A 17,556-nucleotide genomic window follows, 5' to 3' on the forward strand; every position below is an offset into this window, starting at 1 on the left:
CACGCTGTCAGCATAGCATTAATAGCAGTTTCGGGTGAAAGTGGGTAGGGCGTTTTAGTATATACAGCCTATTGTTATATTATTTGCCAATCCGTAATTTCGGATGAATGCTAAGTCTAATCTAACCCTTTTAAGCATTACCTATCGCTTAAAGGGTTTTTTATGTGCTGACCATTGAACAGAAAAGCCAAAAATACCTATATTTTTGGCTTTTTAATGAGAGGATGTTTAGTGATAAAACGCGGGTCTTTAATTAAAATTTATAATTGACGCCCATATAAAATGACCGCCCTGCACCAGCGACGGCAGTGCCCCAATTAGAGTTACCATCCAACTCACCATTTATAGACATGGTTTTGCCTTGACCCATGTAGGCACCGCCTAATGGTAATGCATAGTTTTTATCCAATACATTATCGATGCCTGCCTCAACACTGACAGTGTTCCATTTATAGCCAGTGCTTAGGTTCAGCAGTCCATAGCCAGACGTTTCAATCTCATGACGCGGTGTCGATACCTTGCTTTTAGCAGACACGGCAACCGCTTCGACTTGATTTATCCATCCATTGTTTTCATGGTTAAGTGCGATGCTGCCATTGAGTGGCATGATATTGTATAGGTGAGAGCCAGTGTCTTTATTTTTACCATTGGTGTAGCTGAGTGATCCTGAAACACCCCAGTAACCCCACGCATTAGTTACCAAGTCACGGTCTGCTGTGATATCTAGTCCATATATTTCGGCATCTTGGTTGGTATAACGCATCACATTGTATTGGTTGGTCGTTTGAGTAGTGGCGACAGCATTGTTTGCTGAATCCCATTGTACAGCATCAACATAATCATCTATATGTGAATAGTAAGGCGTCGCCTTAACTCCCCAACTACCATCATCACCGCGCCAATCAAACGTCATGGATAAGATGTTAGACTTTTCTGGAGTTAGGCTAGGGTCACCAAAGTAGCCGTTACCGTCACCAACAGTATTGTTCATAATGGCAGCCATCGGCCATGATGACCAAGTATAGCGTTCATAAAGGCTTGGCGTACGCTCTTTGTGTGTGGCACCTAGTTCTATAGAACGTCGGGTGTCGATGTCATAACGTGCAATTGCGGTCACATCGATATTATCGTCAGTAGTACTACGGTCACTGGCATTAAAAATAGCACTGTCTCGGCCTTGATAGGTCATCATCATAGCGTTGTAACCACTGACTTCATTAGCACTAGTACGCACGTTTTCGTAGCGTGCTCCCAGCTGCGTGGTCCATTTTGGCGCTATTTTCTTTTCCCACTCGCTATAGACCCCAAGCCTTTTGCGTTCACCATTATTGATGTTTTGGAATTCATTTGGTGACATCATCATGGTACCAGAGGCTGGCCATAAATCGTCTAGGCTGTAGTCTTGATATTCAGCACCTACTGTTAATGTCGCTTTGTTGTTTAAATCGATAGTGGCTTTAAGGTTGGTGCCAATGGTTTTGCTATTGGTATACATGGGCATGCCAGCAGCAGTACCATACAAGAATTGTTTATCATCACCAAAGTTCATATAGTGATCGACGTCTTCGTGATAGGCCTGTGCTTCTAATTGTCCCCAATTGAGATCACCTGTATAACGTAAGTTTGATCGATCTAGTTGATTATCTAACATGTCCATGCGCTGGTTTGGATACCGCTCTTCTGGCACCCGTTGCCATAAATAAGCACCTTGTAGTAGATGATGGCCATTTTTATAAGCAATATCTAAAGATTGGTTTTTGCTCGTAAAGGCAGTTGAACCTACTTCATTTTTAGGTAAGTTTTTACCTGCATTGCCTGTGGCTGTGTAGGATTTAAAGTCACCACCAGCCTCGTAGTTATCTGATTTTGCATAGCTACCTTGGTAGCTGAGGCTCAACGTATCATTCGCGATCGTGGTCTCAATATTTTCCCCATAACCATCACCATTGCTACGATAAAATGCACCAATTTCGCCTGATGTAACGATGGTACTGTCTTCTGAAAATGTTGGCTCTGCGGACTCAACGACAATGGTGCCGCCAATGCTATTACCACCAACACTAACAGGAGTGACACCTGCATAGACGGTAGTTTTGGCTACAGAGCTAGGTGCAATATAGGATAGGGGAGTGTTCATGCTGTTTGGACAAGATGCAATAGAATCAACGCCATCTACCAATACGCGCAAACGATTATCAGCCAATCCCCTAATAATCGGTAAGCTTGAGATACCGCCCGCACTCTGAACATTCAAGCTGGGAATTTTTGTCAATATAGTCGCCGTGTCACTGCTTACTAATTGCTTGCTAGCCATATGGCTCTGACTAAAAGTTGCCGTTCCAAGCATACTTGCATTAGCAAGTTTATCTGTTGAATCTGCATAAACGGTTATCGTTGGTAGTTCGGTATGCGGAGTATCGGTAGTATGCTCGTGATCATCTATGATTGTTACATCAGCATAAGCGCTACTAATTTGAAACAAGGCAAGTGCCAACACACTTAGCTTTAAGGTAGGTACAGCGTTCATTGATTGGTATGACATATTGTGTTTCCTGAAAACTTATAAATACGTGATAAAAGGGAATGTATTTTTATTATCGACACCGCCATATATTTCATTGTTCCACTTAACATTTGCCTCTATCGCATGTTGGTACATAGCCAGGCTTTTAGCTTATGCATAGCTCGTATAACAAGCTGATAAAAGCTTTTGTATTGAATGCAGAAAAACATGTTGTATGACTTGGTGTCATCAACATCTATAAGGCATTAGAGATTAGACTCTATTAATGGTGACCGATTAAATAGTCAGGAAGGAGGGCGGAGCACGTAGGAATGGTCGTAAAAATCTCGATACCTGGTAGGTGTCTGCACCAATCCATCGCTTTGTGATCACAGTAGCGAACACGATAGGAATCAGAGCAAGTGGATCTAGAACGGTTGGTGTAATGACAGCTGACATAGCTGTACAGATATCACAACTATTATGCTGTTTGGCACCATCATCTTGGTTCAGTAGCTGATCTGCGAGATCTAATGCTGGCGTGTTTGAGCTATTGGCAGCACCAGTAACTGTCGGTGCGTGTACCGTAGATGATATGCTTAGATGATGCTGTGTGGTTGAGTGATGATTATTAGAGGCTGATACGATAGGCGCAAGCTCAATACAAATACCGTGACCTAAGCTAGCCTCATCATCCCAAAGCGGGGTCAGCAATGGTGTGATGTGCATCAACCATGCAACGCATGCTAATAGCATACCTGCACACATTATTGCTGGTGATAGCAATGAATAGCGCCGTGCAAGATTAAGATGCTTTGAGATCATTAGATAGCTATCGCATAAGTCTTGCACGGGAGACATTGATATAAATCGAATAGATATTGATACGTTATGATAAGTTAATTTAACAAAACTTATTAACAATACTATTGTAAATGAATTGACTCACCTCATACAAGGAGCATGTTCTCAAAACTATGTAAAAATATATAATATGTAGTGGTATATCTAATGTGTTTACTTTATTGAGCTTGCCCAAGATCGTCTAAAATAGCGCACTCTGCATTATCATCACCTGCACAATGATCAAAAGAGTTCTGTAGCGAGTCGACCATCTCTTGCAATTGAGCTATTTTTTGATTGAGCGTTTCGATGTGTTCCTGTGTCAATTGCTTAACATCCGCGCTATGACGATTGGTGTTTTTGCGCAGATACAGTAATTCTTTCATTTGCTTGGATGAGAACCCTAAGTCACGAGAATGTCTCAAAAAGCATAAGTCGTCGATATCGTCTTTAGAATACAAGCGATACCCTGAGTTCGAACGATTTACTGTTTCTAGCAAGCCAATCTGCTCATAGTAGCGAATCATTTTGGTAGAGATACCTGATTGCTTTGATGCTTGACCAATATTCATATTTATCCTCCTAACTCAAAAAGAGACTTAAATAACAAAAGGGTTTAACCATTAATGTTTAAACCCTATATGGATATCCTTTACGATTCTATATTTACTCTGTAAGGATAGGTGCTTTAAAGTACTTGAGGCGTAACGCATTACCTAAGACGAAAACAGAAGACAGTGCCATTGCGCCTGCCGCAAAAATGGGTGAGAGCAGGATACCAAAGGCGGGATACAAGACACCTGCGGCAATCGGAATCAAGGCGACATTATAAATAAATGCCCAAGCCAGATTTTGTCTGATATTACTGATAGTTGCTTTACTCAAGGCAATCGCAGTAGGCACGCCTTGCAGACTACCTGACATTAGCACCACTTCAGCCGCCTCAATCGCCACGTCTGTGCCTGTACCAATGGCCAATCCAACATCGGATTGAGCCAATGCAGGGGCATCATTGATACCATCACCAACAAATGCCACTCGGCCATATTGTTCTTGCAACTGGCGTATTGCATCCACTTTGCCTTCGGGCAACACTTCTGCCACTACCTGATCAATACTTAATGTTGCAGCAATCGCTTGGGCGGTATGGCGATTATCGCCTGTAATCATAGCCATTTTTAAGCCTAACTGATGTAGTGCAGCGATGGCGGCATGAGTTGTCTCTTTAATAGGGTCGGCAACGGCAATGATAGCGGCCAATTGCTGATCAATAGATACATAGAGTGGGGTTTTACCTTCTTGCCCCAAACGTAGCGCATCTTGTTCAAAAGGCGCAACATCAAGCCCCAATTGTTGCATATAACGATCTGCGCCAATGTGAATTATTTGTCCTGCCACGTTTGCTTGAATGCCCAAACCTGTCATCGCCTCAAAGTCAGTGATAGGGAGTAGTTGGATATTCTGTTGTTCTGCGGCTTGTACAATGGCCAAGGCAATGGGATGCTCAGACTTTGCTTCAACCGATGCCACCACACGTAAGACATGTTCTTTCTCAAATCCTTGTTGGACTTGAAAATCCGTTAACGTAGGTTTGCCTTCAGTCAATGTACCTGTTTTATCAACGGCAACCACGCTCACGTCCTGAAGCATTTGTAGCGCTTCACCTTTACGAAATAGCACACCCAATTCTGCACCGCGACCCGTGCCGACCATAATAGAGGTGGGGGTGGCCAATCCCATTGCACAAGGGCAGGCCACAATGAGCACGGCAACCGCATTGATTAAACCAAAGGTTAAGGCAGGGTCAGGGCCAAAAATCAACCAAACTATAAAGGTTAATGCTGATAAAAACATCACCGCTGGTACAAACCACATGGTGACTTTATCCACCAATGCTTGAATCGGTAATTTAGAGCCTTGGGCTTGTTCTACCATACGAATGATTTGCGCTAATACAGAATCTTCACCGATGGCCGTTGCCCGAATATTCACGGTGCCGTTTTGATTGATAGTACCGCCGACCACTTGATCGCCTGCTTGTTTTTTCACAGGAACAGGTTCGCCAGTAATCATAGATTCATCAATATAACTGTGACCGTCAACGACTTCGCCATCGATAGGCACACGCTCGCCTGGACGAATCTCAACGATCATTTGTGCGGTGACGTCTTCTACAGGGACTTCAATGACTTTACCATCTTGCTGAACACGGGCGGTCTTTGCCTGCATACCTACTAAGTGCTGAATGGCCCCAGAAGTACGGCCTTTGGCTTTTTCTTCAAAATAACGACCTAATAATATCAAGCTTACAATCATGGCAGCGGCTTCATAATAGACGTTCACCGTGCCTTCAGGTAACGCTTGCGGGATAAAGGTCGCTATTAGAGAAAAGCCATATGCTGCGATAGTACCAATCGCCACTAGCGAGTTCATATCTGGCGCAAAACGTAATAAGGCTGGCACGCCTTTTTGATAAAAGCGTCGGCCTGGAAAGAGTAATACCAATGTGGTCAAGACAAACTGTATTAGCCAACTTTGCTGAGTGCCGAGGTTATTCACTACCCACATATGAAAGGCGGGAATCATATGCGAGCCCATTGCTAGAATGAATACGGGCAGTGACAACAGCGCAGAAAGTCCTAAATCTCGTTTAAGCTGATTTTGCTCTGAGGCTTTTTTATCTTGTCGATTACTTTGGTCTTGTTCTACCAGTTTGGCCTCGTAGCCCGCTTTTTTAACCGCCTCAATTAAGTCACTCGTTTTTATTTGCGCATCGCCTTTAATCCAAGCGCGTTCAGTCGCAAGGTTTACTGCGGCTTGTTGCACGCCAGCGACTTTGGCCAAGGATTTTTCTACCCGCCCAACACACGATGCACAGCTCATACCTTCTATGGATAGCTCGATAGGCTTGGTTTCAGTCACTTTATAGCCTGCGCGCTCTACCGCTTTATTTAACTGGGCTACATCTAAAGGCTGAGATGAGTAAACAGTCGCCTGTTCAGTGGCAAGATTTACCTCGGCTTTTTCAACATATTCAATGTTTTTTAATTGTTTTTCGATACGCCCGACGCAAGACGCGCAACTCATGCCTTCAATGCTCAGCACTTCATGATAAATAGGGGCTTTAGTGTTTTTTGTTTTCATAACAACCTCTGTCGTTTTTAATTCTGTTTTTAATTCTGTTTTTAATCGTATTTTTAATCTATGGTGACAGCATATAGGTTGACATCATGGTAAGGTCAAGCGTATTTATATAATACTTTTAAACCCGTTTATAGTATCGTCTTATATTTGGCGTTAAGCTTAAAATAGCTCAATTATGGTTTATTGTTGAAGGTATGGCGGCATTAATTCTAAAATAGGGCAGGATAAATGACTGATAATAAGATAAACTGCCCAGCGAGCGCTGATAGGGTTCGATAACTCTCGATCAATTCACTGTATTTGGCTACTAGCGAATAAAACACCAATAATAATAAACGCTGCTAGTAATGACAGAGCACGTAGTCAACAGCAGGTGATATCAGCACTGTTAACACAAAATATTTATACAAGACCATTGATATTAAGGCACATCACTATGGAAGAAGTACCAAATACGATAGAACAAAGACCCGTATTCATGCCCAAAGTCAACAGTGACAATTTGGTAAAAACGGATATGGTTATGTTTGAGCGACATGTGGGATTTGCGACCAGACAAAAGAAAAAATCCATCAATGACTTACAACAGGTCATTCGTAAAAAGTATGGCTTTAAGCAAGTGTTAGAGCTGTCTAGCAAATCTGGTAATAAGCTGAGTTTTCCGCTAAGTCCGTTTAGCTTAAAAATTACCGATGAGCATGATGGCAAGTCATATAGTGTCGAAAATGCTTTTCAAGCCAGCATGATCTTTGAAGATGGTGGTCCTTACACGGATTTGCTGACTGCGCCGCCAAGACAAGCCCGAAAGGATGAGCGATTGATGATCTCGGGCGAGCTCATTGGCTACAACTATTTTGGTATGGAATGGGGCGTAGAGCCGTTAACGACATTTTATGATTGGCTATACGTGAATGCGCTCAAGCAAAACCCTCAGCTGCATGAGGAAGTGATTCAATATCAGGGCTTCACTGATATTACCTTTAATCCTAAAAAATCTATCCATAGTGCAGCGTATGCGTTGGCGCTGTTTGTGGCACTGCATAAAAGAGAGTTGCTCGATAATGTTGAAGACCCAATGACATTTTATGACTTATGCAATAATTTTAAAATCAGCAATACTGAGCATCTATTGGAAGATGGTTGGGTCTGATTATTAAATCAGTGCTTGCTTAAGTTTGCTTGAGCCGAAAGCCACGATACATAATGTATCGTGGCTTTTTTATGTCTCTATGTTTAAAGCTATTAGGGCGTGTCTTCGTTTCAAAAATGGTGATAAAAATGAGATAAATTGCCGTCAAACAAGAAAAATAGCGCAGATAATATCGGGATATTAGCCAGCTATTTGATGATGTTTGGCAAGATTTAGCCATTTTTAGCCCATTTAGATGACTGTCGAGTGAATTGAAGACATGCCCTAGTAAACATATTTAAGCATTATAGCCAATAGTTCTCTTGGACATAGGCGATACAGAGATTATAAAATGCTTGAGCTGGGGGAGAGATAGATTTATCAGCAAGTTTGAAGATACCGATCTGTCGGTTTAAAGAAGGGTCCACTAAATCTATCCAAACGAGTTCCGGCTCATTCGCAGGGAAGGCAAGCTTGGGTAGAGTAGTAATACCTAGATCATTACGCAATAAAGAAAACAGCGATGTGATGTTTTCTACCGTGTACCTTGCCCTGCGATTGAGCGCTTCGGCTGGCGTGTTTTCGAGCAATCTACAAGTACCGTTATAAATAAACGGCTGGGTCATGAGCTGCTGCCATGTTAGCCCTTGCGATTGATTTAACTCGTTGTTCAGCTCGTTGTTTTTCAGACAGACCACGCCAATGGGATCTGATATAAGTAAAGTGAAATCTATATTCGTTTGATCAATACTGGTGCAATTGCCCAATGCCAAATCAATTTCTCCGGCTAACAATCGATTGGCCACACCGACAGAGTTATCATCTATCAATACAATCTCGATATCAGGATATTTTTTTGAGTATTCAACCAATACGCTAGGTAACAATTTAGTCACTAGCGACGGTACGCTTGCAATCTTAATCTTACCTTTTTCGCCAGACGCAGAGGCTTTTAAGTCGTCTTCTAGCGCTTGATAAATGCTAAGAAACTGCTCAATCTTTGGTAAGCAGGTTTCACCGAAAGGCGTGAGTAGAGCTTTGTTTCCTACTTCAAATAATCGCTGTCCTAAGGTTTTTTCTAATTCCTTTATTGAGGCTGATAAAGCAGCTTGCGAGCGATTGGCACGATCAGCCGCCGCACGAAACCCTCCTTCTTCCACGACAAATAAGAAATGACGCAATTGCTGTAGCTTCATATTCAGACCATCCAAAACTATTCTTTAATAACTTATCTTAAATGATAGATTAAATCTATCAAAATTCAAATTTAATTAGTTAGATTTATCGTTACTAATTGAGTAGGATAAGTCATGTAGCAATTGGCAGTGACTAAATAAATCTCAAATCGCTTACTGCTGAAACCACTTATCAAAGGACATGACAATATGATGACTCACTCAAACAAACAGGCCGTTAAAACCTCGCTTTATGCATCTAAAGCACCTTTGGAGTGGGCCATCACTAATAATGGGACCTTATACACTGCCCAAATTCCTATCGATGAAAATGGTGATGTGGTTGCAGGCGGTATTGAAGCGCAAACTCGCCAAACGCTAGACAATCTTAAGCACACGCTAGAATGTGCCAATGTTGGCATGGATTCGGTATTACAGGTCATGATCTATGTGACCGACCGCGACTATCTAAAAACCGTCAATCAAGTTTATGCTGAATATTTTGAAGCACCTTATCCAAATCGGGCAGCACTGGTAATAGCTGGATTGGCTCGTGAAGAGATGCTGGTTGAGCTAGTCGTATATGCCGCTGTGCCTTAAATCTAATTTTAATATCCCATCTTTTAATACCTTATCAAGGAAGCTCTTATGTCAGTCCAAACGACCCAACAGATATTGCAGCAAGACCCAACCAAGTCACTTTACATCAATGGTGAATGGCAGGCAGGCGTGGACACACTTGCCAATATTAATCCGTCCGATACCAGTGAAATCATTGGTGAGTTTGCACAAGCGAGTAGCGATCAAGTCAAAGATGCCATTGCGGCGGCGCGTCAAGCCCAGCCAAAGTGGGAAGCGACTCCTTTAGAAAAGAAGCAGTCTATCCTACAAGCAATTGGCGATGAAATGATTGCTCGCTGTGATGAGCTAGGTACGCTGTTGTCTCTTGAAGAAGGTAAGCCGTTTGCGGAAGGTCGCGGCGAGATTTACCGCGCAGGTCAGTTCTTTCATTACTATGCGGCTGAAGTATTGCGCCAAATGGGTGATACGGCTGATTCAGTACGTCCTGGTGTCAAAGTCGAAGTCACCCGCGAAGCAGTCGGTGTGGTCGCCATTATTTCGCCTTGGAATTTCCCAACCGCCACTGCTGTATGGAAAATCGCGCCAGCTTTGGCTTTTGGTAACAGTGTCATTTGGAAGCCTGCCAATTTAACGCCAGCTAGCGCGGTCGCATTGGCTGAAATCATTCATCGCCAAGGCCTGCCAGCAGGGACATTTAACTTACTATTGGGTGGCGGCTCGTCAGTCGGTGATGCGCTCATCAATTCTACAGACATCGACGCGGTTAGCTTTACGGGCTCTGTACCAACAGGCCGCAAAGTTGCTGCTGCGACTGCACCAAATTTTATCCGTTGTCAGCTTGAGATGGGCAGCAAAAATGCCTTGGTTATCGCTGATGATGCTGATTTGCAAGTTGCTATTGATGCAGCGGTCGCTGGTGCGTTCGGCGGTTCAGGGCAGAAATGTACGGCTTCTTCACGCCTCATCGTGATGGACGGTATTCATGATGCCTTCGTCGAAGGTGTGATTGCTAAAATGAAAACCTTAAAGGTCGGTCATGCACTTGATGACGGTATTTTTATGGGCCCTGTCGTCGATGACAAGCAGCTGGCATCAAACATGGACTGGATCGAAAAAGCCAAGCAGTCTGGTGCTAATTTAGTGTTTGGTGGTGAGCGTTTAGAGATGCCACATGACGGCTACTATATGTCGCCGACGTTATTTACTGAGACGGACAACAGCTGGGATATCAACCAAGAAGAAGTGTTTGCCCCGCTGGCGTGTGTCTTGCGTGTCAAAAATCTAGAAGAAGCGATTGCGATGACCAATGATACGCGATTTGGTCTGACGGGCGGCATCATCACCCAGAGCTTACGCAACAGTGCAATGTTCAAAGAGCAAGTACAAGCAGGCTGTGTCATGGTCAATCTAGCAACTGCGGGTACTGACTATCACGTGCCATTTGGTGGTCGTAAACAGTCAAGCTTTGGCCCGCGTGAGCAAGGTCAATATGCCAAAGAGTTCTATACCGTCGTCAAGACCGCTTATCAAAAAGCGTACTAGGGATGTCTTAACAAGAATACTCGTCGCTATCTGAACGTGCTGTACCAAAAGGTACTTACTTGCTAAAGATAGCGGCTATCGATAAAAGTATTAAAAGGAATTGATATGTACCAAGACCATATCGTCATTGATGGATTACAGTATAGCCATTGGGATCGTGACTACTTTAAGATGCTACAAGCCAGTGGTATCAATGCGGTACACGCTACATTGGTCTATCACGAAGACGCTCGTCAGACCATGACCCGCTTTAGCGAATGGCATGTACGCTTTGAGCAAAACTCAGATCTTATATTACCCGTGTACTCAGTGGCTGATATTAAAACGGCAAAAGAGCAAGGTAAAGTTGGCATCTTTTTTGGCGCGCAGAACTGCTCACCAATCGACGATGAAATTAGTTTGATTAGCGTGATGCGTCGTCTGGGTCTATTGATCATGCAGCTGACTTACAATAACCAGAGCTTACTAGCGACAGGCTGTTATGAGCAGAATGACAGTGGCATCACCCGATTTGGTCAGCAAGCCATCGCTGAGATGAATCGTGTCGGTATGATTATCGACATGTCACACAGCGCTGAGCGTTCAACGCTTGAGGCGATAGAAGTGTCATCGCGTCCGATATGTATCAGCCATGCCAATCCGACCACGGCTCATGATGCGCTGCGTAATAAATCGGATACGGTTATCAGTGCCTTGACCCAAGCAGGCGGATTGTTAGGGTTTAGTTTATACCCGTTTCATTTGCCAAATGGTAGTGACTGTACGCTTAATGATTTCTGCACCATGATTGCCAATTGCGCTGATAAGTATGGTGTTGAGCATTTAGCGATTGGCAGTGATTTATGTCTTAATCAACCACAAGCTGTACTTGAGTGGATGCGTAATGGACGTTGGTCAAAAGCGATGGACTATGGCGAAGGCAATGCCAGTAATTCAGGTTGGCCAGATACTTTGCCATGGTTCGCTGGCAAAGACGGTATGGAAAATATCTATAACGGTCTGCTAAAGCACGGTTTTAATGAAAGTGATGCTGGAAAAGTCATCGGTCAAAACTGGTTCGATTTTTTAGAGCAAGGCCTAAAACCTTTGGCTTAACCAGCTATTTAAAGAGTTATTTTAATCAATGGTTGCTCGACATCGTTATAAGACGACAGTCGTGTTATAGCGTATATCTGTTTGAAGTAGGTAATTTTAAATTAGATAGGTATGTATAGTGAGGTTGTTTTATCGCACCCTCATTGCTACCACTCTGATCTAAAACGCAACGTTAGCATTAGTATATGGAGCCACATCATGGCCGATTTAAAGGGATTTAATCAAAATGAGCAAGGACGCTCAACTCCTGTTAATCAAGGAACAAGTGAGTCCGAAGCCGCCGCTATTTCTACCGATACGTTAGGTCTCAAAAACCCCGCGTTTTGGTACAGTGGCGGATTCATTGTAGCCTTTGTTTTGATGGCTATTTTTGCAGAAGCACGCTTAGCAAAAATAGTCGAAGTGGGCTTCGCGTGGTCCGTCAAGATATTTGGACCTTTTTGGCAGATTTTGCTACTAGCGACCTTTGTCATTGCTTTGGCCGTCGGTGCTGGCCGTACAGGTCGCGTGATATTAGGCAATCTACCCGTACCTGAGATAGACAGTTTCAAATGGATGGCCATTCTTTTCTGCACACTATTGGCTGGGGGCGGGGTTTTTTGGGCTGCCGCTGAACCCATCGCGCATTTCGTGTCAGCACCTCCTTTATACGGTGAGTCAGCCGATCTACAGCAACGCGCTTTTAACGCTTTGTCTCAATCATTTATGCATTGGGGTTTTCTGGCGTGGGCGATTGTAGGTAGTTTAACCGCGATTGTGATTATGCATCTGCATTATGACAAAGGCTTACCGTTGAAGCCTCGTACGCTTCTTTATCCTATGTTCGGTGAGCGTGTACTTACTGGCCAAACGGGCGCAATAATCGATGCTTGCTGTATCGTTGCAGTGGCTGCCGGTACTATCGGTCCTATTGGTTTTTTGGGCTTACAAACCAGCTATGCGCTGAATGAATTGTTCGGTATTCCCGATACGTTCACGACTCAGCTAATCATTATTGTCTTTGCCATCGTGCTCTATACGTTGTCTGCGATCAGTGGTCTGACTCGTGGTATGCAGCTACTCAGCCGCTTTAACGTCATTTTGGCTTTTGCGCTGATGATCTTTATTTTGATATTTGGACCGACCAATTTTATTGTCAACGGCTATATCCAAGGTGTGGGTACGATGATTGACAACTTCGTTCCAATGGCAACCTTTCGCGGTGATGAGGGTTGGCTGAGCTGGTGGACGGTATTCTTCTGGGGTTGGTTCTTAGGTTATGGTCCGATGATGGCGATATTTATCGCTCGTATTTCACGCGGTCGTACTATCCGCCAACTGATTACGACAGTCTGTATTATTGCACCGCTTGTGACGTGCTTTTGGTTTACGGTCGTTGGGGGCTCTGGTCTGGCTTTTGAGATTGCCAATCCAGGTAGTGTGAGTATTGCCTTTGAGGGTTTTAACTTGCCAGGTGCACTATTAGCCGTCACGCAGCAACTACCATTTCCTTTGATTACCTCGATATTGTTCTTAATTTTAACCACAGTGTTTATCGTTACCACAGGCGATTCGATGACTTATACCATCAGCGTGGTCATCAGTGGCGAGCGTGAACCAAACGCCATGATTCGTACCTTTTGGGGCATCATGATGGGTGTAACGGCGATTGTTTTAATCTCGCTTGGTTCAGGTGGCGTGACAGCATTGCAGTCCTTTATCGTCATTACGGCAGTGCCAGTTTCTTTCGTCCTGCTGCCTTCGTTATGGAACGGACCACAAATCGCACAAAAAATGGCACGAGAGCAAGACTTGTATCGTCCTAACAAAGTAGAGGTGAGACATAAAATCAGCGAAGAAAAACTCGCTAAAGCGTCTACAGAAAACAAAATCTCTGCAGAAAAAAGCTTATAAAAAAAGCATGACATAAAAAACTGTGTGATGTTCTAGATTATTAAACGGTAAATACTAAACCAGCCACTATCTATACTGCTGATTTCTTATTTACCGATAGATATTATCATTGACATTGTTAACGAAGCTGCTGGCTCGATATATTAGGTAAGGTAGTGAAATTATGAATATGGTTTATGCGAATAATAAAAGTATCGATGTCAAACCGCCTTCACTGGGTACAGGTTTTCGTACTCGTGATGTGATTATGGATGCCCAAAGATTGGGTGCGATGCATCAAACCCGTATTAGCTTTGTGCGTACATTACTACGCAAGATTGATAAAGAAAAATGGACGCTCAGTACTCATTTGTGGGATTTAGATGAGAATGGTTATGGCAAAGTTATCTATCGTCTACATACGCCAGAGCATCTATATCATTTGGTGGTGTTCTGCAACGAGCTGGCTGATGAAGAGCGTAACGATAGAGTTATTGCCCAAAAATGGGATGTGACATTTGGTCTGGTGTTTGGCGAGATAAGCGGAGAGTTACTGGATAACTTACAAGCCAATGTGCCGTTGCAAGAAGCAGGTCGCAACTCTAATATGCTGATGGTGCTGGCACGCGCAAACAAGAGCGTACGAGTCTTTGATCATATCGTGAGCTCACTCGCTGCCGGTCAGCAACCAGATTTAGAGGTGTTAGCGCAAGTGGGTTATATCTTGCGTACCACGGCGGTCTATGGCAATGGTAAATTTGGCATTTATGATTTTAAACCGTTAGATCATAGCGCAGACTTTGACCAATCGTTTCGCGCGCAGATGTGTGCTGTGTATCTACTACGTGAGTTTAGCCTAGACTGGGTCGATTATTTGGCGCAGAAAAAGGGCGGTAGTAAAGCGGTTGCGCTGCATCCAGAGATTAAGCGTTATTTGGGGATTGGTAATGCCACTGGTTTGGGTATGGCGCCGTATTTGATTAATCATCCTTGTGTGGTTGATCAATGGCTGACAACCCGTGAGGAAGCGCTGCAATCGACATTAATATGTCAGATTGAACCCAAAGAAACGGCGCATTTTGCCAGTTTAATCAAACGCGCTATTCAGCATTTTGGCGAGATTGTCACCATCAATGAGCAGCAAATAAAACTCAATGAAACGGTCGTCACAGAATTAATGGTACTACAAAACAATTTGATGACTACTATCAATCATTATGTGACATGGGCGGAGTTCTTGCAAGCGCACCATGATTTGAGTCTTGAGAGCCAAGAGGTCATCATTTCTTGCTTGATGGAGCTATATCCTGAGCGTGTTGATGCGTTTCAAGAGAAAATAAATGCCGATGAAACCTTGTCGCTACCGAAGGGCAAGGTGATTCAAGATTTGATTGATGTACTGGAGCGACATTATCAGTGGGCGATTAATATTGATTTTAGCCAGCCTGAGAATAGTCATTGGTTTTGGTATCGTTCGGTGGATAAAGAAGAGCCACGCCTAGGTGTGCGCGGGCAAGAGGTAGGCGCAGATCGTGAGCTTGCACTAGACATCGCAAGGCAAGCAAGCAAGCTGTACTTCGCGCTCAAACAAGTCAACGCTCAACAACTGATATCTGAGTTTATTCTAAACCAACCAAAGTACCGCTCAATTGCGCGCCGTGTTTGGACAATGGGACATAAACAGTTGGGTGATATTCAGATGAATGTCTTACACAAAGACGCGTTACCTATGCATCTGTTACGATGTAAATTGTCGATGTTTGGTGCAACCAAGTTTGATCCGAGATCGGATCGCTGGGTGCGAATCACCTTGTTCCAAGGCGCACCTTTATTTGCAGAAGTGCATAGTGATGAATGGCTGTTTCCTTTATTACCAGATTTGTCGACAGAGCAGGGAGGTTTGACTCATGATCGTATCGCATAATGAAATCGTAGCAATGGTGTATAAAGCCTTTACTGGGATGCATCGAGAAGTTGGGGAGGCTGATGTAATCGCTACGATGGTTGCTGAATTACAGATGGCAGGCTTAGATGGCGTCAGACACTTTAACAATGCTAGCCCATATATTCTAACCGAGAGTGATACGCCAATCGATATCGTCCATCAAGAGGATGGCGCTATGCGTTTAGATTTGCACGGTAGTAGCTTGGCTTGTCATTTGCCGACGATCATCGATTACGCCCTTGAAAAAATGGGCGATACAGCACACTTTCATATTTATCTGCAGAACTGTCATAACCGCTGGCTGGCCTATAGTGAGCTGGTAGGGCTGGCGGCCAAAGGCTATGCTTGTTTGGCCAAATGGGACAATGGCTCTGTGCCCAAGCATACGTTATTTACGTTGAATCAAGGGTTTGTCTATCCTGACCTTTACTTTTTTGACAAGGCACAGTCAAATTACAATACCAATGATATGGTTATTGAGATTGCGACTCAAAACTTCGATATCGAACATGATATCCAGCATTTCGATCGTAAAATATCGACAGACGAGCTGTTTGAAACTCATCAGCGCGCATGGAAAGAGGGCATCTATGTCGATGACGAACAGTGGGCGATACTCAAAAAAACGGCAGCGGCTATATTGGTTGAAAATAGTGAAGCATCCAGTCGCGGCGCGGGCGGAGTATAAAACAAAACCTGTTAATTATATTAATTATGCTACGAAACAGATTTCTATATGATGAGTAATTAGTCGTTTGGTGCGTGCGCTATATTCTCATCCCAATATGGCGGCGTGCCATAGTAGTTGGTCATAAAGTTAATAAAGCACCTAACTTTGTGAGGTAGTAGTTTTCTATGGGCATAGACTGCATACAACCCTAAAGGGTTAGGTTCATATTCTGGCAACACTACCACCAACTTGCCAGTACTTAACGCTTCGCTAGCAATGAAAGTCGGCTGTAATATCAATCCTCCGCCTGCAATAGCTGCTTCAACGAGTACATCACCATTATTACTATGAAAAACGCTACGTTCTTTGAACTGTTTGGTCTTTAGGTATTTGTAGATTTGACCCTTAGTTTCTACATTCATATAGCTATAATGCAAATAGCGATGCGACTCTAAATCCTCAAGCTGCTTAGGTGTGCCATGAGTTTTGAGGTACTCGGGCGAAGCGCATAACACCACGCGAATCGGAGCAATCTGCTTGGCGATAAGCGACGAGCTTTGGAGCTGTCCGATACGCAGTGCAATATCAAACCCTTCTTCAACGATATCTACTTTTCGATCACTCAACTGCAGATCAACGGTAACTGACGGATAGCGCTCCTGAAAATCAGTGATGAGTTTTGCCATATGCTTTAAGGCAAAGGACACGGGCGCACTGATGCGCAGGACGCCTTTAGGATGCTGCTGTAAGCCGCCTAACTGTGATGCCATCTCATCAATGCTCAGTAAAATCTGCTGCGCATGCGTAAAATATTGACTGCCAGCTTCTGTCAGGCTGACTTTGCGGGTAGTGCGGTTGAGCAGGCGAGTATGTAGTTCCTCCTCTAGCTTTGCCACATACTTGCTTACTAGCTGCGGCGAGAGCTGCATCGTAATAGCCGCTTTACTAAAGCTACCTTCTGTCACTACCGCGACAAAAGCGCGCATGGCATCGATTCTATCCATATCTGTCCTTATAACTCTCTCGATATCAAATCCACTATAAACAGTATGTTGA

13 protein-coding genes are annotated in these 17,556 nt (G+C 43.7%); 7 read left to right on the forward strand and 6 right to left on the reverse strand.

The window, feature by feature from the left end; translation table 11 throughout:
* Positions 1–253 precede the first annotated feature (253 nt).
* The 4 genes from DXK30_RS00130 to DXK30_RS00145 form a co-directional block, all read right to left on the reverse strand.
* Entirely contained in the window at positions 254–2,542 is a 2,289-nt protein-coding gene (locus DXK30_RS00130; RefSeq protein ID WP_114699935.1) for a TonB-dependent receptor, read from the reverse strand.
* Between the two features lie 258 nt (positions 2,543–2,800).
* Positions 2,801–3,259 (reverse strand): hypothetical protein, encoded by a 459-nt coding sequence (locus DXK30_RS00135; protein ID WP_201507948.1) that lies wholly within the window; start codon positions 3,257–3,259, stop codon positions 2,801–2,803.
* A 266-nt stretch (positions 3,260–3,525) separates the two neighbouring features.
* Entirely contained in the window at positions 3,526–3,918 is a 393-nt protein-coding gene (cueR, locus tag DXK30_RS00140; protein ID WP_114699937.1) for a Cu(I)-responsive transcriptional regulator, read from the reverse strand.
* 94 nt (positions 3,919–4,012) lie between these two features.
* The gene (locus tag DXK30_RS00145) at positions 4,013–6,490 is read right to left on the reverse strand and encodes a heavy metal translocating P-type ATPase (protein ID WP_114699938.1); all 2,478 of its coding nucleotides are present in this window, start codon (positions 6,488–6,490) and stop codon (positions 4,013–4,015) included.
* A 436-nt stretch (positions 6,491–6,926) separates the two neighbouring features.
* Between DXK30_RS00145 and DXK30_RS00150 the strand changes: the two genes are divergently transcribed.
* On the forward strand, positions 6,927–7,640 hold the full coding sequence (locus DXK30_RS00150; RefSeq protein WP_114699939.1) for a DarT1-associated NADAR antitoxin family protein: 714 nt from the start codon (positions 6,927–6,929) through the stop codon (positions 7,638–7,640).
* A 284-nt stretch (positions 7,641–7,924) separates the two neighbouring features.
* Here DXK30_RS00150 and DXK30_RS00155 read toward each other — a convergent pair whose 3' ends face one another.
* Entirely contained in the window at positions 7,925–8,815 is an 891-nt protein-coding gene (locus DXK30_RS00155; protein WP_114699940.1) for a LysR family transcriptional regulator, read from the reverse strand.
* Between the two features lie 189 nt (positions 8,816–9,004).
* On the opposite strand from DXK30_RS00155, the gene DXK30_RS00160 reads away from it, so the two are divergent.
* The 6 genes from DXK30_RS00160 (at position 9,005) to DXK30_RS00185 (ending at position 16,518) form a co-directional block, all read left to right on the forward strand.
* Complete coding sequence (locus DXK30_RS00160; RefSeq protein WP_102091680.1) at positions 9,005–9,394, forward strand: RidA family protein; 390 nt, start codon at positions 9,005–9,007, stop codon at positions 9,392–9,394.
* Between the two features lie 48 nt (positions 9,395–9,442).
* Positions 9,443–10,918, forward strand: a complete 1,476-nt coding sequence (locus DXK30_RS00165; RefSeq protein WP_114699941.1) for an aldehyde dehydrogenase family protein — start codon at positions 9,443–9,445, stop codon at positions 10,916–10,918.
* A gap of 105 nt (positions 10,919–11,023) precedes the next feature.
* Positions 11,024–12,013, forward strand: coding sequence for a membrane dipeptidase (locus tag DXK30_RS00170; RefSeq protein ID WP_114699942.1), 990 nt, complete (start codon positions 11,024–11,026; stop codon positions 12,011–12,013).
* A 198-nt stretch (positions 12,014–12,211) separates the two neighbouring features.
* Complete coding sequence (locus tag DXK30_RS00175) at positions 12,212–13,906, forward strand: BCCT family transporter (protein WP_114699943.1); 1,695 nt, start codon at positions 12,212–12,214, stop codon at positions 13,904–13,906.
* 163 nt (positions 13,907–14,069) lie between these two features.
* The gene (locus DXK30_RS00180; protein WP_240314041.1) at positions 14,070–15,809 is read left to right on the forward strand and encodes a hypothetical protein; all 1,740 of its coding nucleotides are present in this window, start codon (positions 14,070–14,072) and stop codon (positions 15,807–15,809) included.
* Complete coding sequence (locus tag DXK30_RS00185) at positions 15,793–16,518, forward strand: DUF3726 domain-containing protein (RefSeq protein WP_114699944.1); 726 nt, start codon at positions 15,793–15,795, stop codon at positions 16,516–16,518. Before DXK30_RS00180 ends, DXK30_RS00185 begins: the two co-directional genes overlap by 17 nt.
* 59 nt (positions 16,519–16,577) lie before the next feature.
* Here the strand turns inward: DXK30_RS00185 and DXK30_RS00190 are convergent, their stop codons facing one another.
* Entirely contained in the window at positions 16,578–17,504 is a 927-nt protein-coding gene (locus tag DXK30_RS00190) for a LysR family transcriptional regulator (RefSeq protein ID WP_114699945.1), read from the reverse strand.
* Positions 17,505–17,556: the final 52 nt, after the last annotated feature.

The organism is Psychrobacter proteolyticus (assembly GCF_003350005.1).
Classification (GTDB): domain Bacteria; phylum Pseudomonadota; class Gammaproteobacteria; order Pseudomonadales; family Moraxellaceae; genus Psychrobacter; species Psychrobacter proteolyticus.